Raw genomic sequence first — 24,604 nt, 5'->3', positions numbered from 1 at the left:
CTCCGCTACCGCCCCAGCGCCTCCCCCACCTCCCGCGCGAGCAGCTCCACGTACGCGGCCGTCCAGGCCTCGACCGTGGCGCGGTCCCACAGGTCGGTCGAGTACTCCAGGTAGCCGGAGAGCACGTCGCCCGTCGGGATCAGTCCGAAGTTGAACTCCGAGCGGGCGCCCGGCACCGCGAGGTCCTCGACCGCCGTCGTCACGCCCGGCAGGTCGACCTCCGTCTCCAGTGAACTCTGGTACTGGAAGCCGAGCGGCAGCCGGTCCGGGATCTCGGTGCCGAGGGCCTCGCTCACCTCCGCCGCCACCGCGCGCAGCGGCGCCGCGTGGTCTAGGGCCCCGACCGCACTGCGCGCCACCTGGTCCACGAGCGCCCCGAACGACGCGGCGGCGCCGCCCCGTACCCGTAGCGTGAACGACGAGACCGTGCAGGCCGCGAGCGCCTCGAACGCGCGCCGTTCCCGGTTGGCGTGGGAGATGCCGAGCACGACGTCCGGCTCGCCCCCCGCCTCCGCGACGAGCCGCGCGAACGCCGCCGCCGTCACCACGAACGGCGTCGTACGGTGCCGTCGCGCCAGCGTCTCCACATCGGCGCGCGCGGCCCGGTCCACCGTGAACAGCACCACGTCACCGGCCCCGCTCAGCTCGTCCGGGCGCGGCCTGTCCAGCGGCAGCGGCATCCCGAAGGGGGCGCCGTCCAACTCGCGGGCCCAGTAGTCGACCAGGCGGCCCGTGTCCTGCGTGCGGCTCTGCTCGCGCTGCCAGCGCGCGTACTCGCCCGGCTGCGGAACGCGTTCCGGCAGACCGTGCGGGGCCCCGGTGACCGCCGCGCGGTACAGCGCGGCCAGCTCCCGGAACAGGAGGCTGACCGACCAGCCGTCGCAGGCCGCGTGGTGCAGGACGAAGAGCAGCACCCAGCGGTCCGGTCCTGTGCGCAACAGGCGGAGCACCGGGGCGAGTTCGGCCTCGATGTCGAACGGGACCCCGGCGGTGTCCGCGGCCGCCCGCTCCGCCGCCTCCTGCGCCGCCCGCGCCGAACCGTGGCGCGCGACGAGGTCCTCCTCCGGCAGCTCCACCGGCCGGGGGCGCAGCGCCTCCTGCCACCACTGGCCGTCGTCCTCGACGAAGCGGGTGCGCAGGGCCTCGTGCCGGGCGACGAGTCCGGTCAGCGCCGCGCGCAGGGCCGGTACGTCCAGGGCACCCGTCAGGGTGAGCCGCATCGCCACGTTGTAGATCTGCGGGCGGGGGTGCGTGCCGTGGCGGGTGATGAAGGCGGCCTGCTGGACGGTGACGGGGGCACGGCCGACGACGTGCGTCGCGCCCTGTCCGCCCTCGCCCTCACCCCCGCCCTCATCCTCGTCCTCGACCGCGCCCTCGCCGAGGTCTCCCGCGACGTACGCCGCCATCGCCCGCAGCGTGGGCTCCTCGTAGAAGCGGGCCACGGGGTACTCCGTGCCGAACTCCTCCCGCACGCCGTTCGCCAGCCGGATCGCCGTCAGGGAGTGACCGCCCAGCTCGAAGAAGGACGCGTCGGAGGCGATCGCCGCCACGTCCGCCTCGAACTCCTCGGCCCACAGCCGCTTCAGGCGCGCCTCGATACCGTCGCGCGCGGGGCGCGGCCGCTCGGAGGGTGCGGCGGGCGAGGTGGGTGAGGTGATCAGGGTGGGGGCGGGCAGCGCGGTCCGGTCCAGTTTGCCGTTGCCGGACAGCGGGAGGCGGGGCAGCACGGCCCAGGCGCGCGGCACCATGTGGTCGGGCAGCAGCCCCGCGAGCTCAGCCGTCAGCCGGTCCGCCAGCTCCTGCCCGGGTGCCCCGGGAAGCGCGGGCACGACGTGGGCGACGAGCCCCGCCCCGCCCCGCCGGTCGCGGCGGGGCAGGACGACCGCCTCGCCGACCTCCGCCAGGCCGTTGAGGGCCCGCGAGACCTCCTCGGGCTCGACGCGGTAGCCCCGTACCTTCACCTGGTCGTCGGTCCTGCCGCGGAACTCCAGCGCGCCCGCCGCGTCCCTGCGCACCAGGTCACCGGTCCGGTACAGCACGCCGTCGGTGCCCATCGGGTCGTCGACGAAGCGCTCCGCGGTCAGGTCCGGCCTGCCCAGGTAGCCGGTGGCCACGCCGGGGCCGCCGACGTGCAGCTCCCCCACCTCACCGGCGGGCACCTCGCGGCCGTGCCCGTCCAGGATCCGCAGCGTGACGTTGTCGACGGGGCGGCCGATCGGGATCGGGGCGTCGGCGGCGCCGGGCTCCACCGTCCAGGTCGTGCAGAGCACCGTCACCTCGGTGGGGCCGTACACGTTCACCGTCTCGTACGGGGTGCCGGGGCGCGGCCGGGTGCGCAGGACGTCGCCGCCCAGGAGCAGGTGCCGCAGCGGGGGCTGCCGGTCGTCCGGCAGGGCGAGGACCGCCTCGCCGAGCGCGGTCGGCAGGATGGAGAAGGTGATCCCGTGCTCCGCGTACCAGCGGGCCAGCACGGCCGGGTCCCTGCGGGTGGCGTCGTCGGCCACGACGACCGTGGCGCCCGCGGTCAGGACGGCCCAGATCTCCAGCGCCGAGGCGTCGAAGCCCTGGCTGCAGACGGCGGCGCCCCGGTCCTCCGCCGTGAACCCGAAGCGTGCGTGGTGCCACTGGCAGAGGTCCACGACGGCCCGGTGCGGGATCGCGACGCCCTTGGGGGCGCCGGTGCTCCCGGAGGTGTAGACGGCGAGGCAGAGGGATTCGGGTCCGTGGGACGGCGTGGCCCCAGCGGATACGGGGGGTACGGCACGTGCGGCGTCGGCGCCGACGCCGACGCCCACGCCGATCACGGTGGTCCCGTCCGGCGGCTTCGGCCGCGCGTCCTCGCGTTCGGCGCCGTCCACGACCAGGAGCCGGGCCCCGCTCTCCGCGAGGATCGCCTCGGCCCGCGCCCTGCCCTGGCCCGGGTCCAACGCCACATACCCGTGCCCCGACTTGAGGGCGGCGAGCATGGCGACGATCAGGTCGGCGCCGCGCGGCAGCCACAGGGCGACCGGGGCGCCGCCCGCGTCGGCGGCCCGCAACGCGCCCGCGAGGCGCTCCGCCCGCGCGACCAACTCGCCGTAGGAAAGGGTCACTTCACCGCTGATCACCGCCACGCGGTGCGGGGCGACCTCGGCCCAGCGCGACGCCAGGGAGTCGACCGTGCTGCGGGTGCGCTGCCGGACCGGACCACGGCGCCACTCCTGCGGCTCCGCGCCGGGCACCCCGATGCCCACCGCCTCCGCGAGCACGTCACGGAACGTCCCGAAGAGCGCGTCGACCGTCGCCTCGTCGAAGAGGTCGGTGGAGTACTCCAGGTGGCAGCGGATGCCGTCGGGCCGGTCCGTGAAGTACACGCCGAGGTCCGTCAGCGCCTTGTCGGGTCCCGAGTCGAGCGGGGTCGCCCGCACCCCGGGCAGGTCGAAGCGGAACGGGTCGTCCGGCTCGAACTCGGCGAGCGTCTGGAAGACGGGCGTCCGGTCGAGCGCACGCGGCGGCGCCAGCTCCCGCACGACGGCCTCGAACGGCACGTCGGCGTGGTCGTACGCGTCCAGGGCCACTCCGCGCACCCGGTCGAGGAGCGTGCCGAAGTCCGGGTCGCCGGAGAGGTCGAGGCGCAGCGCCAGGGTGTTGACGAAGAAGCCGACCACGTCCTCGTACTCGGGCGTGCGGTCGGACATCGGAGTGCCGATGACGAGGTCGTCCTGGCCGGTGACGCGGTGCAGCGCGGCCGCGTAGCCGGCGAGCAGGGTCATGAAGAGGGTGGCACGCCGGGCCCGGCCGAACTCCCGGACCCGCCGCGAGAGTTCGGTGTCGAGCTTGCGGAACAGGGCGCGGCCGCGGGACGTCGGCACCGGAGGTCTGGGCCGGTCGGTGGGGAGCGCGAGGACCGGCAGGTCCCCGTCGAGCGCCTTCTTCCAGTACGCGAGGTCCTCGGCCGCCTTCGGGCCGCCGAGCGCGTCGAGCTGCCCGCGGGCGTGGTCGGCGTACGTGCGGGTGAGGGCGGGCAGGTCCGCGGCCCGTCCGCCCGCGAGGCGCTCGCGGTAGAGGGCGGACACGTCGCGGGCGAGCACGGCGGCCGAGGCCGCGTCCATCACGATGTGGTGCAGGGACAGGACGAGGACGTGCCGCTGGTCGCCGAGCCGGACGAGGCGCGCGACGAAGAGCGGGCCTTCCGCCAGATCGAAGCGGCGCTCACTCTCGGCGCCGAGGACGTCGGCGACGGGATCACCGACCCGCGCGCCGTCGACGACCTCGAAGTCCGCTCCGCTCGCGGGGAGCGTGAACTGCCGTGCCTCGCCGCCGACTTCCCGGAAGACGGTACGCAGCTGATCGTGCCGCGCGACCAGGGCGTCGAGCGCGGACCGCAGGGCGGTGACGTCCAGCGGGCCCGCGAACTCGATGGCCTTGGTCTCGTTGTAGGCGGTGCGGCCGGGCAGCATCCGCTCCAGGAACCAGACGCGCTGCTGGCCGGGAGAGAGCGGCTCTCCGCCGCCCCCGGTGACCGCCACAGTCCCCGGTTCCGGCGCCGGACCGGGTGGGCTCCCCGCGGGCGTCGCGTACCCCCGGCGCAGGCCGTCGAAGTGGACCAGGCCCTCCCGCAGGGCGTCGGGCGCGATGCCGAAGTCGACGAGGCCGACGATCTCGTCGGCGCCCGCCGCGTGCACCGCGTCCGCCACGGCCCGTACGCTCTCGGGGCTGCCGATGAGGGCCCGCTGGTCGCAGTAGCGGTCGTAGGCGCGGCGGAAGACCACGTCCAGGTCGTCCTCGGTCATCGCCGACAGGTCGACCCGGTGGCCCAGGCTGTTGGCGACGTTCCCGAACAGGGACAGGGACGAGCGCATGTACCGCGCCAACGGCTCGCGGGCCTCGTCGCGGGCCGCCGCGTGGTCCTCGGCGAGGTAGGTGTGCAGCAGCACGGCCACGTGCCCCGCGTCCGGGTCGAGGCCGCAGGCGGCGCGGGTGCGCCGGTAGAGCGCGACGTTCTCGTGCAGCTGCTCGACGCTCTGGGTCATGAGGTTGGTGACGATGCCCAGGTCGTGGCGTGCGGCCAGTTCGTACGAGGCCGGGTTGCCGACGACGGCCGTGTACATCGGCGGGGCGTCCTGGACGGGCCGGGGGAAAAGCCGCAGGTCGCTCTCGCCGTTGCCGGTGGTGCGGCGCACGGGCTCGCCGCGCCACAACTGCCGTACCTGCGCCACCTGTTCGTACATCGTCTCCTTGTGGGAGCCGAAGCGCTCGGGGAAGAAGACGAAGTCATTGGCGTGCCAGCCGCTCGCGCAGCCGATGCCGATCCGGCCCCCGGAGAGGTTGTCGACCATCGACCACTCTTCGGCGACGCGGATCGGGTCGTGCAGGGGCAGCACCACGGAGCCCGCGTTGATGCGGATGCGGTCGGTCTCGCGGGCGAGGGCGGCGGCGAGCACCACGGGGTTGGGGAACAGGCCGCCGAAGGAGTGGAAGTGCCGTTCGGGGATCCACAGGGAGTGGAAGCCGTTGCGGTCGGCGAAACGGGCGGTCTCCAGGAGGTGGTCGTACTTGCCGTGGCGGGGCGCGGAGTCGTCCTGCGGATAGTCCCCGAAGAAGTAGACGCCGAAGTCGAGGGTGCGGGGGCCCTGTCGGGCGGGTCGGCGGCTCTCCGGTTCACGCTGCGGCCCGCGCCTCGGCTCACGCTTCGGCCCGCGCCTCGGCTCACGCTTCGGCTCGGTCCGTGCGGCGACCGCCGCCGCACCGTTCCATGCCATGGCCTGCACCGGAGCCTGCACCGGAGCCCTCGACGGCGCCTTCGGCCCGCCGATGGAGAACCCCGCCGCGCGCAGCTCACGCAGCGAGTCCTTCACCGCGTCCGCGATGAACTCCAGGTCCCCGTCGGAGTGTTCGGTGGACAGGAAGAAGTTGCGCCACTCCCAGACGTGGACGCCGCGCAGCATGAGGTGGTGGTAGAGCAGCTCCAGGTCCGCGCGGTGCTCGAAGCGGAACATCGAGCCGAAGTGGCTCATGCGCAGGGCGAAACCCTCGTCCTCGAAGAAGGCGTTGAGGGTGGCGGCGAGCTCGTCCGTGCGGGCGTTCAGGCGCTCCTGGAGCCGCGGGCTGTGCTCCTTGAGGTGGGAGAGCACGGCGCGGGTGGCGACCATCGACACCGGGTGCTGGATGTAGGTGCCGCCGAAGAACGTCGTGTCGGCCGCCGGGTAGCTGTCGTCCCCGTAGCTCCAGTGGCCGCCGTCGATGCCGTCCATGATGTCGGCCCGGCCCGCGACGGCCCCGATGGGGAACCCGCCGCCGAGCAGCTTGCCGTACGTGGCCAGGTCGGGCGTGACGCCGTAGAGCTCCTGGGCACCGCGCGGCGCGGGCCGGAAGCCGGTCAGCATCTCGTCGAAGAGCAGCACGATGCCGTGCCGCCGGGTCAGCTCGCGCAGCCGCCGTACGAAGTCGGCGGGCCGGAGCGACGGATGGCGGCTCTGCACCGGCTCCACCACGACCGCCGCGATGTCGCCCGCCTGCCGCTCGATGACGGCGAGGCTCTCCTCGCTGCCGTACGGCAGGACGAGCAGGTCGGCGACGGCGCCCGGCGGGACGCCCGCGGACATCGGGACGGTGGTGAGGCCGTCGCCGCCGGTGCGCGGGGAGCGGCCGAGGACGTTGTCGTTGTGGCCGTGGTAGGAGCCCTCGAACGTGATGATGCGGGAGCGGCCCGTGGCGGCGCGGGCGAGCCGGATGGCCGCGGAGTTCGCCTCCGTACCGGAATTGGCGAAGGCGACCCGCTCCATGCCGGTCAGCTCGGCGAGCAGCTCCGCGGCCTCGCCGGTCTCCACGGTGCGCGGGCCGAGCTGGATGCCGCGCGAGAGGTGCTCGCGGACCGCCTCGGTGACGAAGGCGGGCTCGTGGCCGAAGAGCAGGACGCCGAAGCCCATGGTGATGTCGACGTAGCGGTTGCCGTCGACGTCCTCCAGCCACGAGCCGCGCGCCCGCCGCCCCGCGATGGGGTACAGCATCTCCTTCGTACTGCTGCGGAAGCCGACCGCCGCCCTGCTGTCGGCGAGCACGCGGCGGTAGCGCTGGGTGATGCGCTTCGAGGTGGGTGTCTTGGCGGTGTAGCGCCGCACGAGGTCGTCGAGGTGGGTGCGCTGGCTCGCCGGCGCGTCGCCGCGCAGCATCCCTGAGCCGCGGGCGACCTCCAGGCGGGGGCCGTGCTGGGCGGGCCGGGGCGCGGGCGGCGCGTCGACGGGCTCCGGGGCCGGGGCCGGTGCGGCGCCCATCTGCTGTGCGATGCGTGCCGCGAGCTCGGTCATCGCGGCGAGGGTCTCGTCGACCGCCGCGGAGGCGGAGCGGTCGGCGGATGCGGTCCCGGTCACCGGCCCGCCTTGCCGTCGGCGGCCACGTGCGCGGTCTGCGCGGCCAGCAACTGGGAGAGCTGCCCCATGAGTTGGAGCTGCATCTGGGAGAGCTGGTGGACCTGGCGCACGAGGTCGTCCACCTCTCGGCGAGTGGCGTACTCGGCGGAGGCGGCGACGGCCGGGGCCGGGGTGATCACGGGCGCGGCGACGGCCGGGGCCGGGACGGGCGCGGCGGCGGCCGGGACGGGCGCGGGCTCCGTCACGGGCGGCGTCACCACCGGCTCCGTCTCCCCGCCCCCCGTCTTCTCCCCGCCCCCCGTCTTCCGCACGATGATCAGCGCAAGCCCCTTCGCCGACCCCGCCTCCTCGAAGAGCTCCCGCATCGACACCTTGACCCGGTGCTCCTCCTCCAGTTCCCGGAGCACGCCGATCATCTGCAGCGAGTCCGCCCCCAGGTCGAAGAAGGACGCGTCCTCGGCTATCTCGCTCGTGTCGTAGCTGAGGTGCTTCGCGGTGACCTTGATGATGTGCTGGAGCACGCGCTCGACCGCTGCCTCGTCCTGTGCCACTTCCGCCCCATCCCTTGCCGCTCGTACGGGTGTCGCGGGCCGGGGAAGGTGGTTCTCCGGCCCTGTCCAGTAGTCCTTGTGCTGGAATCGGTAGCCGGGCAGGGGAATCCTGCGGCCCGCCCCGCCCATGAGCATCCGCCAGTCGACCGGCGCACCGGCCCGGTAAAGACCGGCGGCCGCGTCCCACAGCGGCGCGAGCCCGGCGCCGCGCCGCAGCGTCGGGTGCGCCGCCCGGTCCGGCAGCTCCCGGCGGGCGAGTCCGCTCAGCGTCGTGTGCGGGCCGATCTCCACCAGCGCGCCCACGCCGTCGTACGAAGACCCCAACTCCCGCAGTACGTCCGCGAAGCGCACCGGTTCACGCGCCTGCCGTACGAGGTAGTCGGCGTCCGGGACCCAGCCCGCCGGACGGGTGCGCCCGTCGAGGCCGCTCACGAACGGCACCGTGCACGGGCGCAGGCCGACGTCGGCCACCAGCTCCCGGAGCCCGTCGACGGCCGGTTCCATCAGCGCGGTGTGGAAGGCCTGCCGCACCGGCAGCTCCCGCGCGTGGACGCCCCGCTCGGCCAGCAGACCCCTCAGGTCCTTCATGGCGGCGGCCGGGCCCGCGAGCACCTGGCTGAGCTCGCCGTTCGTGACGGCGAGCGCCACGCCGGGCACCTCGGCGGCCAGCTTCCGCGCCTCGCGCTCGCGCAGCGGGACCGCGACCATCGCGCCCGGCGCGCACCGCAGCCGCATCAGCCTGCCGCGCCCGGCCGTCAGGCGCAGCCCGTCCTCGGCGCTCAGCGCCCCCGCCGCGTGCAGCGCGCCGTACTCGCCGACGCTGTGCCCGGCCACCACGCGCGGGGCGATCCCGGCCTCGCGCCACAGGGCGACGAGCGCGCACTGGAGCGCGAAGAGCGCGGGCTGCGCGACCTCGGTGTCCGCCACCTGCTCCCCGGCCCGCTCCCCCGCGGCCCCGTCCCCGGTGCCGAGCAGCGGCGCCAGCAGGCCGGGCCCGCCGGTGAGCCCGGTGAACTGCCGCTCGCAGGCGTCCAGAACCTCGCGTACGACGGGAATCCGCTCGTAGAGGACGCGCGCCGCGCCCCGGTGGAGGCTGCCCTGCCCGGTGAAGAGGAAGCCGGTGCCGGTGCCGCCTGCCGCCGGGGGCGGTGGTCGCCGCAGCCAGTCGTCCAGAGCCGCGGTGAGCGCGGCCACGGTGTCGCCCCGTACCGCGAGCCGGTGTCCGCGGTGGGCGCGGCCGAGGGCCAGCGTGGTCACGAGGTCGGCGGGGTGGGTGCCGGGGTGCGCGCGCAGGTGGTCGCGCAGGGCCGTGGCGTTGTCGGTGAGGGCCGCCCCGGTGTGGCCCGAGACGACCAGGACGCCCGCGGGCGGCGGGGTGCCGGCCGGGCGCGGCGGGGGTTCGGGGGCCTGTTCCAGTACGAGGTGGACGTTGGTGCCGCCGACGCCGAAGGAGCTGACGCAGGCCCGCCTCGGGCCGTCGCCGCGCGGCCAGGGGCGGGGGGAGTCGGGTATGTAGAAGGGGCTGGACGCGAGGTCCAGGGCCGGGTTGGGGCGGCGGAAGTTGGCCATCGGCGGGATGACGCCGTGCCGCAGCACGAGCAGCGCCTTGACCAGGCCCGCCAGGCCCGAACACACGTCGAGGTGACCGATGTTGGCCTTCACCGAGCCGAGCGCGCAGAAGCCCGTGCGGTCGGTGTCGGCGCGGAACGCGGCGGTGGCGCCCTCGAACTCGATCGGGTCGCCCTTGAACGTGCCGGTCCCGTGCGTCTCCAGATAGCCGACGGTTCCCGCGTCGACGCCCGCCCGCTCCAGGGCGCGGCGGATCGCGCCCCGCTGGCCCGCCGGGCTGGGGGCGGTGAACGCCTTCTTGTCCGCGCCGTCGTTGTTGACGCCCCAGCCACGGATGACGCCGTGGATGTGGTCGCCGTCGGCGACGGCCCGGTCGAGGCGCTTGAGCACCACCGCCACGACGCCGGTGCCGCCGACCGTGCCGTCGGCGTCGGCGTCGAACGGCCGCAGGAAGCCGCTCCTGGAGAGGATGGAGCCCTTGACGTACCGGTATCCGAGCACCTGCGGCACATGGAGGGCGGTGGCCCCCGCGACGGCGAGGTCGCACTCGCCGGCCGCGACCGACTGCGCGGCGAGATGGACCGCCGTGAGCGAACTGGAGCACGCCGTCTGGACGTTGACGGCCGGGCCCGTCAGGCCGAGGCGGTAGGCGGCGCGGTTGGCGGTGAAGTCGGCGAAGTTGCCGATGGTGACCTGGAGCCCGGCGACCCAGTCCGCGATGCCGCCGCGCAGGACGTTGTTCTGGAGGTAGGTCTGCAGGGAGTAGAGGTGGTAGCCGGTGCTGGCGTACACGCCGACGTCCCGGCCGCCGCCCCGGCCTCCGACATCCACCACCGTCGGCTCCCCGTTCCCGCCGCCCGCGTATCCGGCGTCCTCCAGGGCGTGGTGCACGCACTCCAGGAACAGGCGGTGCTGCGGATCGGTGATCCGGGCCTCGTGCGCGCTCATCCCGAAGAAACCGGCATCGAACCCGGCGATGTCGTCGAGGACCCCGCTCGCCCCGACGAACTCCTCGGCGCGGTACTCCTCTTCGGGCACCCCGGCGGCGGCGAGTTCGGCGTCGGTGAAGCGGCGGATGCGGTCGGCGCCTTCGTGGATCGTGCGCCAGAACTCCTCCGGCGTGTCGGAGCCGGGGAGCCGGAAGGACATCCCCACGACGGCCACGGCATCACGGACTGCGTCGTTCACCGCACTTCACTCCCGCTCTCGCTCCCGCTCCGGTCCCGACTCGGACGGCGGTCCCGGCTCCCGCCCTCCCGCCCTTGGTGACGCACCAGGACGACGAACAGGCCCAGGCAGAGCGCGATCGCCGACCCGTGCAGCGCGCCCACGACTTGGAGGGGCGAGAAGCGGTCCAGGAGGGCGCCGCTGACGAGCATCCCGAGGCCGAACCCGGTGTTCTCGACCGACGCGGAGAGCCCGAAGAGCCTGCCGCGCTGCTCGTCGGGGGCGGCCTGGAGGCGGGTGACGTAGGCGATCTCGGTGAGCCCGTCGGCCATGCCCGCCACCAGCGCGGCGGCGACCGCGACGCCCGTGGGCAGCCCGGCGAAGACCACGATGAACGCGGCGGACATCACGCAGGCCCCGACCGCGAAGGCCCGTTCCCCCGGCCCCTGCCGCCCGCCGCGTCCGGCCCACCGCCCGCACACCTGCTGCATGACGATATTGCCGATGGCCCAGGTGGCCCAGAACTGGCTGACGAACGTGGCCGGATGGGAGGGGTCGAGGTCGCTGGAGTAGACCGGCAGCGCCACGTTGTGGGACGAGGAGCCCAGTCCGTCGGCGGCCCTGAGCGCGACCATGAGGGCGAGGACGGGGGCGGCCCGCAACAGCAGGAGCGAGCCGCCCCGCCCGTCCCGTTTCACACTGCTCTGCGCCGCCCCGGCGTCACTCCTGGCCGCCCGCGTACGGATGGGCAGCGAGAGCAGCACGCTCGCCGAGACCGCGAAGCTGGCGGCGTCCAGGGAGATGGCGGCTACGTAGCCCAGTTGTGCGACCACGACGCCCGCGGAGGCGAATCCGGCGATCATGGCAAGGGAACGGCCGGTCGCGAGCAGTGAGTTGGCGCGCAGCCGCAGCTCGCCCCCGACGATCTCAGGGATGCTGCTGCGCAGCGCGACGCCCGACAGGGTCGAGCAGAAGCCGGTCACGACGGCCAGCGCGTACAGGAGCCCCGCCCGCCCCGCGTCGGGAGCGATCAGCAGGGCTGTCATGGCGGCGCACTGCGTCAGATCGGCACCGACCATCAACCTCTTGCGGTCGTACGCCGAGACCAGCCGCCCGCTCACGAAGCCGGACGCGACACTGGTCAACAGCCGTACGGCCATGAAGAGTCCGGCGGCGAGGGCGCTGTCGGTCACCTCGTAGACGAAGACGTTGAGGGCGACCATGTTCAGGTAACTGCCGTATGCCGATACGGCGTTGCCCACCACCAGCAGGCGAAAGTGCCGCAACCGATCCCCCCTGGTCCGCGCCGGGCTGCTGCCGTACGGGTCGTGCACGGCTGTGCTCAGCCGAGACCGTCTTCACACTCACCCGCCCCGAAGCGCGCCCACAGTCCCCCGAATTGGGGACTTGACACCACCAGTTGCACTCAGTAGCTGCACATTCCCCCTGGGTATGCGGGGATTCCTTCCTGTTTCTTCACGACCGTGGTTAGATCACGTTGCGGCTACAGCCGTCGTACGTGTTGACAGTCCCTCCCGGAGGGAAGATGCCAGGAAACAGCCGCCCGCAGAACGCACCGGCGTTGTCCCACAGGGAACGCCAGGTGCTGGCCCACATCGCGGCAGGCCTCTCACACAAGCAGGTCGCCAGACGGCTGGGCATCAGCGTGCACACGGTGAGCACCTACCTGCGCCGGATCCGCACCAAACGCACGGCACCCACCGTGGCCCACCTGATCCAGCTGAGCCGCAGCGAGGACTGTTAGCACGAAGGCGGGCTCCGGCGAGGGCAGCCCCGAACGAGACCCACAGCGTGAGCCTGCCGTGGCCCGCGGGCGCGGGGCAGATCAAGGGCGCCTGCACCGACGTCCAGGTCTACCCCACGCACACGACCAAGTAACGGGCCCTTTCCGGGAGTCGCTACGGAAGGCTGTGCACCTTCGGGCCGACCGTGTTCGACCACGTGCCGCCCGCCGTCGCGTCCCAGTTCGTCGACCACGTCATGGCGCCGCGCAGCGCCGGATACGTCTTCGACGGCTTGAAGGAGCCGCAGCCGGTACCGCGGGTGAGGCAGTCGAGGGCGTTGTTCACGACCGACGGAGCCACGTAGCCGCTGCCCGCGCCGCGCGTCGACGCCGGGACGCCGATGCCGACCTGCGACGGGTCGAGGCCGCCCTCCAGCTGGATGCAGGCGAGCGCGGTCAGGAAGTCCACGGTGCCCTGGCTGTAGACCTTGCCGTCGCAGCCGAGCATCGAACCGCTGTTGTAGTACTGCATGTTGACGACCGTGAGGATGTCCTTCACGTTCAGCGCCGTCTGGAAGTAGCCGCCGGACGTGGACTGCATGTCGATGGTCTGCGGCGCCATCGTGAGCACCAGCTTCGGACCCGCCTTCGCGGCGAGCTGGCGCAGCGCCTTCGTCATGTAGGTGGGGTTGAGACCGTTCTCCAGGTCGATGTCGACGCCGTCGAACCCGTACTCCTGCATGAGCGCGTAGGCACTGTTCGCGAACGCCGTCGCCGAGGCGTCGCTGTTGACCGAGATGGTGCCCTTCTCGCCGCCGACCGAGAGGATCACCGACTTCCCCGCGGCGTGCTTCGCGGCGATGTCCGCCTTGAAGTCGGCCGTGGAGGAGTAGCCGACGGCCGGGTCCAGGTTGAACGTGATCTGGCCCTGGGTGGTGGTGGCGTCGGCGAAGGAGACGGCGATGATGTCGTACTGCGACGACACGTCCCGCAGCTTCTGCACGGTGGCGCCGTTGTTGAAGTTCTGCCAGTAGCCGGTCAGCGCGTGCTTGGGCACGGTGCCGCCGTCCCCGCCGCCGCCCTTCCCGGTCCGCGCGGTCACCGCGGCCGACTTGGCGGACTCGCCCGCCGCGTTCGACGCGCTCACCTGGAAGCTGTACGAGGTCTCCGGCGTGAGGCCGGTGACCGTCGTGGCGGCGCCGCTGGTCGAGGCGACCTTGGTGCCGTCGCGGTAGACGGTGTACGCGGTGGCCGTGGACACCGGGGTCCAGGACAGCTCCACGGACGTGGACGTCGTCGCGCCCGCCGCGAGGCCGCCCGGCACGGCCGGTATCTCGACCGGGTCGGTGCCGCCGCCCCCGTCAGGACCGAAGGCGCTCACGTCGTCGGCGTAGTACGCGCTCTGTCCGTACCAGCCGTGCGTGTACACGGTGACCGACGTGGTGTTCGCGCCGGTGGTGAAGGTGGTGGAGAGCTGCTGCCAGGCCGAGTTGCCCGGCGTCCACGTCGACACGTCGGTGGTGCCGGTGCCGCGGGCGCCGAGGTAGACGTAGCTGCCCTGCACCCAACTGCTCAGCTTGTACGTGGAGTTGGGCTTCACCGCGACGACCTGTGAACACTCGGCGGTGCCCTGGCCCGACGGGGTGGCCTTGAGCGCCTTGGCGCCGCCGTGCACGGGGGACGTGACGGCGGCACCACTGTTCGCGGCGCAGGTCCAGTTGCTCAGGTCCGACTCGAAGCCGGCGTTCTTGGCGACGTTGACGTCGGCTGCGGCGTCGGCCCTGACGCCTGCGGCTCGGACGTCCGCCGACTGCGCGGGTGCGGCGAGCGCGGTGACGGCGAGCGCCGCGGCCGCGCCGACGGCGATGGCCGCGCCGGCTCTCCGGCGGAAGCCGGGTCTGCCCTGACGTACACGGTCCACGGGGCACCTCCAGGAAGGGGTGAAGGACGGGAGTGAACGACGGTGGCCACCGCTCCTGTGCGCATCGTTGGTCCAGACCAATCAAGTTGTCAAGACCTGGACAACTTGATCAGCGCAGTCCGGCGAAAAGGTCGGTCTCCGGCAGGGGCGCGCCGGTGGGGTCCTGAACCCGTACGAAGGTCTCCACGCCCATCAGTTCGCCGAACCGCTCCTTGCCCATCCGAAGGAAGAAGATGTTCTCGCCCTGGCTGGCGTGCGCGGCGAGCGCGTCGAACTTCTGGCCGCTGAACGCGGTGGTGTCCACCCACGTGCTGATCTCGTCGTCCGGGAGGCCGATCTTGGCCATGGCCTCGGCCTCCGCGGGATCCGGCTCCGGCATGTCCTCGTTGAACTCGCGCATGACCTCCCCGAACCGCGCCATCATCGAACGGGGCATCGTCGTCCAGTACACCTTCGGCGTCAGCCCGCTCCTCTCCACCGCCGCCATCGTGATCCGGTGGGCCTGGATGTGGTCGGGGTGCCCGTAGAAGCCGTTCTCGTCATAGGTGACGACCACGTCGGGGCGGTAGTGCAGCATGAGCTCCGCGAGCCGGGCGGCGCCTTCCTCCACGGGGGTCTGCCAGAAGGATCCCGGGGCCTCGTTGCTCGGCCAGCCGATCATCCCGGAGTCGGCGTAGTCCAGCGTCTCCAGATCGCTGATCTTCAGGACGTCGCAGCTCGCCCGGAGTTCCGCACTCCGCATCGCGGCGACGGCCACGGGGTCGTGCGCGGGGTCCTCCGGCTTGACACCCCCCGGCCCGTCACCGCAACCGCCGTCGGTACACGTCACGAGAACCGTGCGGATGCCCTCCGCCGCGTACCGCGCGAGGATGCCGCCGGTTCCGGTGGCCTCGTCGTCGGGGTGGGCGTGCACGGCCATGAGCGTCAAGGGTCGTTCAGTCATGAAACAGTCCTTCGGTGGTGAAAGTGGACGATGGTGGAAGCCCCGGGGCCTGTCGGTGCAACAGCGCTGCCCGGACCGGCTGTTCCCGCTCGCCGTCTCCGTGACGGAACCGGGCGGGGCCCCGACCGCGTTCCTCCGACGGACGTGTGTACCCGCTCAGCGGAGCCTCGCGGGCCGGCGACGACGCGTTTTCGGCCAAGCAGCCGGCCGGGGCCGGTCATTCCGGCGGGAGCGGTTCCTGCCGGGGCCGCGCTGCGGCGAGGATCACGCCGCCACCGCTCCGGTGGCGCGTGATCAGCATCGTGATCAGGGGGGTTGGGCATGACCACGAACACCCGGACCATCAGCGCCACCAACGTCGGACGGACGGCGTACCGGCGCCGGGCCCTCGCGGTCGCCGTGGTCCTCGCGGCCGCGAGCACCGCGCTGACCGCGGTGCCGCAGGCCCGCGCGGCCCAGACGGCGCTGCCACCGCAGACCATCGCGGACCCGGTTCATTACTGGAACGACGTGCTCATGGAGGTGGTCCGCAGAGAGGGCGGCGGCCCGGGCCCGATGTCCAGATCCGCCGCCATGCTGAACGCCGCCGTCTACGACGCGGAGTCCTCGTACCAGCTCAAGTGGAAGGGCAAGATCACTTCCGAGCCGTACATCCGCGCCACCAAGTACACGGGGTGGGTCGAGGGTCCTGACGAGGAGGAGCGGGTCGTCGGACGCACGGCCTACAACATCCTGCTCGGGCTCTACCCGGGCCAGACCAACTACCTGGACGCCCGGTTCCGCCAGCGCTTCGGCAGCGAGCCGACCGGCTTCGACCTGCTGGACACCACGGTCGTCGGGCCGATGGTCAAGCAGATGCGGGACGCCCGCGACGGCGACGGCTCCGACAACGACCAGGTGTACGTCGCGGACAACAAGCCCGGCGCCTGGCGGCCCACCAGCTACCCCGACATGGTCGACCCGAGCTGTACCCAGGCCAGCCAGGCCGTGACCCCGTTCTGGGGCCAGGTCAAACCCTTCGCGCTGACGTCGGGTTCACAGTTCCGGCCCGCGACTCCCGGCCTGTACGGGACGTACGAGAAGTTGCTGGCCAGCGACGCGTACAAGCAGCAGGTCGAGGCGGCACGCACGGCCGGTGCGGACCGGCCCACCGCCGCGACTCCCAAGGTCAACCGGACCCCGGAGCAGGAGGCCGTCGCCTGGTTCTGGGCCAACGACGAGGACGGCACGTACAAGCCGCCGGGCCAGCTCCTCCAGGCCACGCGCGAGGTCGCGACCCAGCGCAAGCTCACCACCTACGAGAACGCCCGCCTTTTCGCCCTCGTCTCGATCGCGATGGCGGACGCGGGGATCGCGGTGCGGGACGTGAAGTACCTGACCCCGATCGACCTGTGGCGGCCGGTCTCCGCCATCCGCGACGGCGGCCTCGACCCCGACTGGAAGCCCCTGCTCAAAACACGGGCCGGAGTGAACGCGACACCCTGCTTCCCGGCCTGGGCCTCCGGACACGCCACCTTCGGCGCCTCCTGGGCCGGGGTGATGAAGCGCTACTTCGGCAGCGACGACATCTCCTTCACCATGACCACCGACGAACCGCAGTCCCCGATCAAGTCCCGCTCGTTCACGAGCTTCGGCCAGGCGGCCAGGGAGGACGCCCAGAGCCGGGTCTGGCTCGGCGTCCACTTCCCCTGGGACGCCGAGGACGGACTCACCCTCGGCGACAAGATCGCCAACCACGTGTACACGACCAAGCTGCGCAAGCTCTGAAGCAGAGGCTCTGAGCACGGGTCACGAAGGGCCGCGGTCCGAGGCCGGCCAGACGTAGGGCAGGTCGTCGGGCACGCCCGGGAAGAGCGGGGCGTAGAGTTCCGGCGCCTTGCGCACCAGTGCCGAGCGATGGCTGCGGTGGAAGGCCCGGTCCCCCAGCCAGGGAGGCAGCTCGCCGTCGTCGGCGAGCTCCTCCTGGGCACGTACGGCGGTGTCGGGCCGGTGCCGGGCGAAGTCGGTGACCAGGGTGGCGGCGCAGGTGTCGGTGCGCCCCTCGGCCACCCACACCGCGCACACGTCGAGGCCGTAGCGGACCAGGGCTTCCTCGTAGCCGGTCCACATGCGCACCGCGGGGTGGTGCCGCCACCCGTAGCCGGGCACCGTCAGGCCCCGCAGCACCTGGAGCGCCTCGACCCGCTGCTTGCCCAGGCGGGCCCGGTCCAGGACCGTGGCGGATCGCGTGAAGTCGGGGTACGGGAGGAAAGTCTGCACGCGGAATGCCTACCGCGGCGGGCCCGCGGCCACTCCGTTCCGTACGGGTCCGTACGGTCCGTAAGGGTCCGAACGGGTCCGAACGGGCGGCCCGCGGCGACGAATCGGCCGTCAGCCGCCGCGGCGCACCCGCGCCGCCTTGCGGGCCTCGGCGAGCTTGCGGGCCTCGTTGCCCTTCTTGGACTTGCCGCCCGCGCCACCGCGGGAGGTGTCCTTGCTGGTGCCGAGGCCGCGGAACGGGGTGTTCACGTTCTTGGTCCGGGGCGCGGCGGGGCCGCCGTCGAGCGGCGCGCCGGAGGGGCGCTTCGCCCCGGTGATGCGGCTCAGCTCGGCCTCGCCCGAGCGCACCTTGGTGACCTTCGGCTCGATGCCCGCCTCGGCGAGGACGCGGCTCGTCTCGCGGCGCTGCCCCGACAGGACGAGCGTGATGACCCGCCCCGACTCGCCGGCCCGTGCGGTGCGGCCCGCACGGTGCAGATAGTCCTTGGGGTCGGTCGGCGGGTCCACGTTGACCACCAGGTCGAGGTCGTCGACGTGCAGGCCGCGGGCCGCGACGTTGGTCGCCACCAACACGGTGACCTGGCCGTTCTTGAACTGCGCGAGGGTGCGCGTGCGTTGCGGCTGGGACTTGCCGCTGTGCAGGGCCGCGGCGTGCACACCGCTGGCCCGCAGGTGCCGGGTCAGCTGGTCGACGGCGTGCTTGGTGTCGAGGAAGAGCAGGACGCGGCCGTCGCGGGCGGCGATCTCCGTCGTCACGGCGTACCGGTCGGGGCCGTGCACGACCAGGACGTGGTGGTCCATCGTCGTGACCGCGCCGGCGGACGGGTCGACGGAGTGGACGACGGGCTCGTGGAGGTAGCGGCCGACCAGCTGGTCGACGTCGCGGTCCAGGGTGGCCGAGAACAGCATCCGCTGGCCCTCGGGGTGCACCTGGTCCAGCGCCTCGGTGACCTGCGGCAGGAAGCCCATGTCGCACATCTGGTCCGCCTCGTCCAGGACGGTGATGCGGACCCGGCCCAGGCGGCAGGCCTTGCGCTCGATGAGGTCGTGCAGCCGGCCGGGGGTGGCGACGACGACCTCGGCGCCGTCGCGCAGCGCGGCGATCTGCCGGCTGATCGAGATGCCGCCGACGACCGTGGCCATCCGCAGCCGCAGCGCTTCGGCGTACGGCGTGAGGGCCTCGGTGACCTGCTGGGCGAGCTCACGGGTGGGGACCAGGACCAGCGCGAGGGGCTGCTTCGGCTCCGCGCGGCGCCCGGCGGTCCGCGCGAGCAGCGGCAGGCCGAAGGCGAGCGTCTTGCCGGACCCGGTGCGTCCGCGGCCCAGGACGTCGCGGCCCGCGAGGGCGCTGGGCACGGTGGCGGCCTGGATCGGGAAGGGCTCGCGCACACCGGCCTCGTCGAGCGTGCGCAGCAGCGCGGGCGGCAGCTCCAGCTCGGCGAAGGAGACGGGCGGGGTCGCCTCGGCCGCGGGGTGGTCCTGGTGGGTCATGAAGAGCCTTCCGCTGAGGGAACGTACCGAGGGAAGGCCCGGCAGGTCGTGGCCCCACGGACGCGGGCCGGAGAGGTCCGCCCCGGCCGGAGCCGGAGCGGGTGGGGCAGACGAGCCGGGCTGTACGCCGGGTTCTGTACCGCGGGTCCTCGCGGACGTCGCGGCGACGGCCATCCATCTAGGGCCGGCATTGCTGCCGGCCTCGTGCGGTCTACCCGCGGACTCGGGCGGGCAGCCCTCGAACGTCCGCGCAGAGCGCTTTTCACGGCGCTCCTCTTGACCTTGCTCCAGGTGGGGTTTACCTAGCCGCCTGAGTCACCTCAGGCGCTGGTGGTCTCTTACACCACCGTTTCACCCTTACCCCGCGCCTGAGCGCGTGGCGGTCTGCTTTCTGTGGCACTGTCCCGCGGGTCACCCCGGGTGGCCGTTAGCCACCACCTTGCCCTGTGGAGCCCGGACGTTCCTCGGGAAGTCCCCGAAGGGATCTTCACGCGACCGTCCGCCCGGCTCGTCTGCCGTGCCGCCCATGGTACCCGCCGGGCCCCGCGCCCCGTCCCGGGAGGTCAGCTGAACGCCGCGGTCTCCAGCTCGAAGGCGAACGGTTCGGGCAGGTCCACCGGCTTGCCGAAGGGGCGCGTACAGAGCTCCCGGCAGTCGTCGCCCCACGGGCATGTCCGCGAGCTTCGACGCGCCCGACCCGGACGGCACCCTCGTTCAGCACACCTTTCCCACCCCGGTCAGCAGGATCGCGAGCGGGGTGCCGACCCGTCGGTGATCAAGTGCCGGGTCTGTGCAGTCCGCCCGCTGGCCTGGAGTGACGTTAAGGAACAGTGGGCGACAGCGGCCGTCTGCCACACCACGGTGCCCCCGCGCGCGGGGGCGGAACGGGCAGTTGTACGGATCGAGCCGTGTCCGGTGGAGCACCTCATCCTCAACTGATGGCGCACATAAGGCTGATGACCTCCGTCGCGGCGAGGCGTGCTGTGGCACGTGTTCCGGCCCCGCCACCGCTTTCCGCCCGAACTCGCCCGCAACCGCCGCGGACTCGACGTCGCGCTCGCCCGGGAGCGTGCGGTGCGGGTGCGGCAGGGTCACGAGACACTAGCCAACGCCCACCCCGGCGGAACGAATACGGCGAGATCTCCACCAACCCCAAATCGTGTGGCCCACCAGAGCGACCGCAACGACAACAGCCGTGAACCGAACGGTGGTCCAGGTATCCAGAACAACTCGACTCGGCCCGTGTGACTCCATCTCTAGACGCATGGAAGTCTCATAAAAAGCCACCAGGGGAACAAGTAGCCGGAAGAACAGGCCGCCGATACCCGGCACCTGCGCGAGGTTCCCCAGGAGGCCAAGGGGTGCTCCGAAGGCGAATGCCAGCACACCCCAGAGAGCAATTCCGGATGATCCCGCACCCGAGGAATCCAGTCCACCCAGTGAGGCCAGATTTGCCTTAGTCAGGTAGTAGGTCATGACACCAGCAGCCAGCCCGAGTGGCGCGAGAGCAGCCGATTCAATTTTAGACCGGCGGAAATAACCCACCAGAAAAGCGTAACAAGCCCACGGCCACCCACCGGTGAAGACGGCACCTATGGCCGCACCTGGACGGCCGCCCCAACGCTCAGCGGTAGGGCCTATTAGACCAAGCAACACGCCAAGCACGAGTGGCACCACAGAAGACGCGACACGAGCACTCAAGAATTTCACACTCCCCCTTCCGGCCCTAATGTGGCATTACTCCGACCCTCGTACGCCCGGAGCAAAGCCCCCACTCAAAGGGAGATCAACTCTCATCGCGATGGATATATTTAGGCATTACTGTAATAGGCGTAGCAGGTGTACGCCGCGCCATTTGTGGTGTTGGCGTAGGAGGTCTTCCCCTTTGCCACCCAGCCACTTGAATGGTCGATGTTCCGGACCCGGACCGTTGACTTGTGCTTCACATCCGCACTGTAGTTCGAGTAGCACTTCTTTCCACCCGACACCAAATCATACCCATAGCACCATTTGCCATGAGTCACATTCTTACAGGTATTACCTTTCGGCTGAGCGGCCGAATCGTTGATTTCCAGCTTTACTACGCCCCACTCTGAGGGGTCACCCAGCTCCGCCGGCGGGTTGACGCCGTCACCCTTCTCGTGGATGACGGGCTCTCCAGGTATGAGATCGCCGTCGCCGGCCTCAACGACGGCACTGCGGATACCGTTTCCGCCCTGAGGCCCGTAGGCCACCGCCGGGGTGACAGAGCTGGAAACCGCAAGCGCAGCGCCCGAAACGGCGAAAATTACCGACTTCCTAAACGTTTTCACGTTACCTCTTTTCTGCGTTCCTCTATCGAGAGCTCGGAGGCCGCCGTCCGCGACCCGATCCCTTCTTCGCGGCTTACGTAATGCTGTCAAACGTTTGCAGCGACACGTCGACTGGAACCGATACCCTTCGGTTGACACACAGTCGAATTCACTCTTCTTCTATCAACGCGCTCCATCATCGGGAGCTCCTCGCGGCGACATAAGCCTATGGGTATTCCCATCCAAAGATCTACGTGGAAATTGCGATATGGGGATAGGGATTCCCTTCCGCTACCCCGCCGACCCCTCGGGGGTTCCAGGCGATCGTGAGCGTGGAGGTCAGGGTGCGCAGAAGCACGGCACGGGCAGGATTGCCCTTGGTGGCGAGGGTGCACTCGTCAGGGATGCGGGCCGCTCGACAGCGTTCCGGGTGTGTAACGCGACGAGCTGCGGGTACGCCACAGCGCACACCGGGACCTGCGGATACCGCTGGCGCTGATCGGCGACGTACGCGCGGAGCGGCTGTTCACCCACGAGCCCGTCGACGGCGTGCTCGACCTGCCGATCACCTCGACCACGTCCCTCACCCTGCGGCTGACGGAGCCGGTCACCGACGTCGGGTTCCTGGGAAAGCGGCGCGAGGTGACCACGATCCGGCTGCACGCGGACGAGCCCGCAAGCTCCTCGCGGCCCTGCGGTCGGCGCTCTCCTCTCAGGCTGGGGCGAACTGAACCTTCGCGGTGCCGGGGTCGGCCTGCGCGAGCCGGACCCGCAGCCGCTCCCCCAGGGGCAGTTTCGACGAGCCGCCCTCGATGCGGGCCACCACCGCGGGTTCGGCCAACTGGACGGTGCCGACGGTCGGTTCGCGCTCCTTCACGTCCACCACCACCGCGTCGAAGACCTCGCCGACCCGGCCCTGGAGCAGGGCGGCCTCGACGAGGTCCACGCACTCGCGCTCGACCGTGTTGGCGCGCCGGGTGCCGTCCGCCATCTCCTTGGGCAGCTCGCCCAGGGCGGCGAGCACCCACTCCGGGGGCGGCGCGTCCGCGCAGGCGGCCAGGCAGAGCTCGGCGGCGTAGCGGTCGACGAGGCGGCGCAGCGGGGCGGTGCAGTGGGCGTAGGGCGCGGCGACCGCGGCGTGCGTGGTCAGCTCGGGGACCTCGCCGCCTGCGAACGCCGTGTAGCCCGCGCCCCGCAGCAGCGTCGTGCACTCCTGGAGGAAAGCGGCGTGGTGCGGCCTGCGGGCGTCGAGAGAACGGACGAGCCGCGCGTACGACACGTGGTGCGGCCAGTCGATGTCCAGGGCCTTCGCGGTGCGGCGCAGCCGGGCCACCGCGCCGTCCGGTGCGGTGGGCAGCGTCCGCAGGACACCCGTACCGGAGGCGATCATGAGGTCGGCGGCGGCCATCCCGGTGAGGAGCGAGATCTGCGCGTTCCAGCCGTCGGCGGGGAGCGGGGCGCGGAACGCCGGCTCGTACGTGCCGTCGCGCTCGACGATCTCCTGCTCGGGCACGTCGAGGGAGATGCCGCCCCGGTCCACCTCCCGCTGCTCGCGCAGTTCCCCGATGTCCCGCAGAAGCGCGAGGGGCTCCTCCGCGGTGCCCCCGTCGACGGCCTTCTGCACCCCCTCGTAATCGAGCTTGGCCCGGCTGCGGACGAGGGCGCGGCGCACGTCCGTCCGCTCGGTGCGGCCGTCCGCGTCCAGATCGATCGTCCACAGGACGGCCGGGCAGGTCTGCCCGGGCAGGAGGCTCGCCGCGCCCTCGCTCAGCGAGGTGGGGTGCAGCGGGACCTTCTCGTCGGGGAAGTACAGCGTGGTGACGCGCCGGTGGGCCTCGGCGTCGAGGGGGCCGCCGGGCGTGACGTACGCGGCGACGTCCGCGATGGCGTACGAGACGCGGAAGCCGCCGTTCTTGCGGCGCGCCAGGTGCATGGCCTGGTCGAGGTCGACGGAGGTGGGCGGGTCGACGGTGAACAGGGGCAGGTCCGTGGCGTCGTGGTCCGGCAGCCGTGGCGACGCGGCGGTCCGCTCCGCCTCCGCGAGGACGGCGGCGGGGAACTCCCCGGGCACGTCCAGTTCCGTACGGAGTGCGCGCAGGGCGGCGCGCAGCGGGGTGGGGGCTGTGCCGGTCATGCGGAGGTGGCGGCGGGGCATGTTCCGAGGGTAGGGGGTGCGGGGGGTGTTGGGGGGTTTTGTACGGCGTTCCGGGGCAGCACACCCGCGCACGCCCCGTACCCTTTCGCAGGGGCCGCGCCCCTCCCCCCGTACCGCTGAAGGAGTCCGATCGTGCTCGTCCTGCTGCCGCCGTCCGAAGGCAAGGCATCCTCCGGGCGCGGAGCCCCGCTCAAGCCGGAGAGCCTCTCGCTGCCGGGGCTCGCCGAGGCGCGGCAGGCCGTCCTCGACGAGCTCGTCGAGCTGTGTGCCGCGGACGAGGAGAAGGCCCGCACGGTGCTCGGCCTCAGCGAGGGGTTGCGCGGCGAGGTGGCGAAGAACGCGGAGCTGCGTACGGCGGGCGCGCGTCCCGCCGGGGAGGTCTACACCGGCGTCCTGTACGACGCCCTCGACCTCGCCTCGCTCGACGCCGCGGCCAAGCGCCGCGCCACCCGCTCGCTGCTCGTGTTCTCCGCCCTGTGGGGCGCCGTCGGCGTGCACGACAGGATCCCCTCCTACCGCTGCTCGATGGGCGTGAAGCTCCCCGGCCTCGGCGCGCTCGGCCCGTACTGGCGCGGCCCCATGGCGGACGTGATGCCCGAGGCGGCGGGCGACGGGCTCGTCCTCGACCTGCGGTCGTCCGCGTACGCGGCGGCGTGGCGGCCGAAGGGCGAGGTCGCGGGGCGGACGGCGACCGTGCGGGTGCTGCACGCGCAGGTCGACGAGAGGACCGGCGCCGAGAAGCGCTCCGTCGTCTCGCACTTCAACAAGGCGACGAAGGGGCGCATCGTCCGTTCGCTGCTGACGACGGGCGTCCGGCCGAAGGATCCGGCCGAGCTGGTCGAGGCGCTGCGGGATCTGGGGCACGTGGTGGAGGCGGAGGCCCCGGCCAGGGCGGGCAGGCCGTGGGCCCTGGACGTGGTGGTCCGCGAGATCCACTGACCCGCTGCCGGGACCGGACGCCCGGCCCCACTGCCGGGACCGGACGCCCGGCTCCCATTGCCAGGACCGGCTGCCCTGACCCACTGGCAGGACCGGACGCCCGGCTCCCATCGCCAGGACCGGATGCTCGGCCCCACTGGCAGGACCGGATGCCGTGCCCCATTGGCAGGCTCGGACGCGGGCCGGACGTCCACCCACCGACAGGGCTGAACGACGACCAATTGC

The 24,604-nt window shown here is 72.2% G+C and carries 12 protein-coding genes, 1 other RNA gene and 1 pseudogene; 3 read left to right on the top strand and 11 right to left on the bottom strand.

The annotated features are described in order from the left end of the window. Positions 1–5: 5 nt before the first annotated feature. From ACZ69I_RS03235 to ACZ69I_RS03225, 3 genes are read right to left on the bottom strand one after another with little or no spacing between them, the layout of a single operon-like run. A complete protein-coding gene (locus tag ACZ69I_RS03235) occupies positions 6–7,349 on the bottom strand; it encodes a MupA/Atu3671 family FMN-dependent luciferase-like monooxygenase (RefSeq protein ID WP_470830320.1) in 7,344 nt (2,447 codons plus the stop codon). After that, entirely contained in the window at positions 7,346–10,657 is a 3,312-nt protein-coding gene (locus ACZ69I_RS03230; protein WP_470830319.1) for a type I polyketide synthase, read from the bottom strand. The genes ACZ69I_RS03235 and ACZ69I_RS03230 overlap by 4 nt, the downstream gene beginning before the upstream one ends. Next, positions 10,654–11,922 carry an MFS transporter gene (locus ACZ69I_RS03225; protein WP_470830318.1) on the bottom strand — a complete coding sequence of 423 codons (1,269 nt, stop codon included), beginning with the start codon at positions 11,920–11,922 and terminating at the stop codon, positions 10,654–10,656. The genes ACZ69I_RS03230 and ACZ69I_RS03225 overlap by 4 nt, the downstream gene beginning before the upstream one ends. 260 nt (positions 11,923–12,182) lie before the next feature. On the opposite strand from ACZ69I_RS03225, the gene ACZ69I_RS03220 reads away from it, so the two are divergent. Then, on the top strand, positions 12,183–12,401 hold the full coding sequence (locus ACZ69I_RS03220; protein ID WP_467668588.1) for a response regulator transcription factor: 219 nt from the start codon (positions 12,183–12,185) through the stop codon (positions 12,399–12,401). A 154-nt stretch (positions 12,402–12,555) separates the two neighbouring features. On the opposite strand, the gene ACZ69I_RS03215 is transcribed toward ACZ69I_RS03220, so the two are convergent. Further along, positions 12,556–14,301: a chitinase gene (locus ACZ69I_RS03215; RefSeq protein WP_470830317.1), complete on the bottom strand. Its 1,746-nt coding sequence runs from the start codon at positions 14,299–14,301 to the stop codon at positions 12,556–12,558. Between the two features lie 109 nt (positions 14,302–14,410). After that, positions 14,411–15,244, bottom strand: a complete 834-nt coding sequence (locus ACZ69I_RS03210; RefSeq protein ID WP_470830316.1) for a PIG-L family deacetylase — start codon at positions 15,242–15,244, stop codon at positions 14,411–14,413. A gap of 321 nt (positions 15,245–15,565) precedes the next feature. Here ACZ69I_RS03210 and ACZ69I_RS03205 point away from each other — a divergent pair, with 321 nt between their 5' ends. Then, positions 15,566–17,011: a vanadium-dependent haloperoxidase gene (locus tag ACZ69I_RS03205; protein ID WP_470830315.1), complete on the top strand. Its 1,446-nt coding sequence runs from the start codon at positions 15,566–15,568 to the stop codon at positions 17,009–17,011. A 21-nt stretch (positions 17,012–17,032) separates the two neighbouring features. Here ACZ69I_RS03205 and ACZ69I_RS03200 read toward each other — a convergent pair whose 3' ends face one another. The 6 genes and pseudogenes from ACZ69I_RS03200 to ACZ69I_RS03175 all read right to left on the bottom strand — a co-directional run bounded on the left by ACZ69I_RS03200 (position 17,033) and on the right by ACZ69I_RS03175 (position 23,440). Then, positions 17,033–17,503 carry an MSMEG_6728 family protein gene (locus ACZ69I_RS03200; protein WP_467668596.1) on the bottom strand — a complete coding sequence of 157 codons (471 nt, stop codon included), beginning with the start codon at positions 17,501–17,503 and terminating at the stop codon, positions 17,033–17,035. Between the two features lie 111 nt (positions 17,504–17,614). Beyond that, positions 17,615–18,994: a DEAD/DEAH box helicase gene (locus tag ACZ69I_RS03195; RefSeq protein ID WP_470830314.1), complete on the bottom strand. Its 1,380-nt coding sequence runs from the start codon at positions 18,992–18,994 to the stop codon at positions 17,615–17,617. A gap of 107 nt (positions 18,995–19,101) precedes the next feature. Continuing rightward, positions 19,102–19,505, bottom strand: an RNA gene (gene rnpB / locus ACZ69I_RS03190) — RNase P RNA component class A. A gap of 52 nt (positions 19,506–19,557) precedes the next feature. Next, a pseudogene (locus tag ACZ69I_RS03185) lies at positions 19,558–19,662 on the bottom strand (Uma2 family endonuclease); the annotation flags it as partial. A gap of 1,143 nt (positions 19,663–20,805) precedes the next feature. Next, positions 20,806–21,306, bottom strand: coding sequence for a lactococcin 972 family bacteriocin (locus ACZ69I_RS03180; RefSeq protein WP_470830313.1), 501 nt, complete (start codon positions 21,304–21,306; stop codon positions 20,806–20,808). A gap of 691 nt (positions 21,307–21,997) precedes the next feature. Then, the gene (locus tag ACZ69I_RS03175; RefSeq protein WP_470830312.1) at positions 21,998–23,440 is read right to left on the bottom strand and encodes an RNB domain-containing ribonuclease; all 1,443 of its coding nucleotides are present in this window, start codon (positions 23,438–23,440) and stop codon (positions 21,998–22,000) included. Between the two features lie 132 nt (positions 23,441–23,572). On the opposite strand from ACZ69I_RS03175, the gene yaaA reads away from it, so the two are divergent. Next, positions 23,573–24,379, top strand: a complete 807-nt coding sequence (gene yaaA, locus ACZ69I_RS03170; protein WP_467668602.1) for a peroxide stress protein YaaA — start codon at positions 23,573–23,575, stop codon at positions 24,377–24,379. Positions 24,380–24,604: the final 225 nt, after the last annotated feature.

Source organism: Streptomyces sp. NPDC036815, assembly GCF_055609205.1.
Note: the sequence above shows the minus strand (reverse complement) of the source record. Positions and strands in the feature narration are given on the sequence as shown.

Bases quoted from the DNA above. Each gene is read 5' to 3' on its own strand.
- ACZ69I_RS03195 (WP_470830314.1), bottom strand. From the start codon at position 18,994: ATGACCCACCAGGACCACCCCGCGGCCGAGGCGACCCCGCCCGTCTCC.
- ACZ69I_RS03210 (WP_470830316.1), bottom strand. From the start codon at position 15,244: ATGACTGAACGACCCTTGACGCTCATGGCCGTGCACGCCCACCCCGAC.
- ACZ69I_RS03205 (WP_470830315.1), top strand. From the start codon at position 15,566: ATGACCACGAACACCCGGACCATCAGCGCCACCAACGTCGGACGGACG.
- ACZ69I_RS03175 (WP_470830312.1), bottom strand. From the start codon at position 23,440: ATGCCCCGCCGCCACCTCCGCATGACCGGCACAGCCCCCACCCCGCTG.
- ACZ69I_RS03220 (WP_467668588.1), top strand. From the start codon at position 12,183: ATGCCAGGAAACAGCCGCCCGCAGAACGCACCGGCGTTGTCCCACAGG.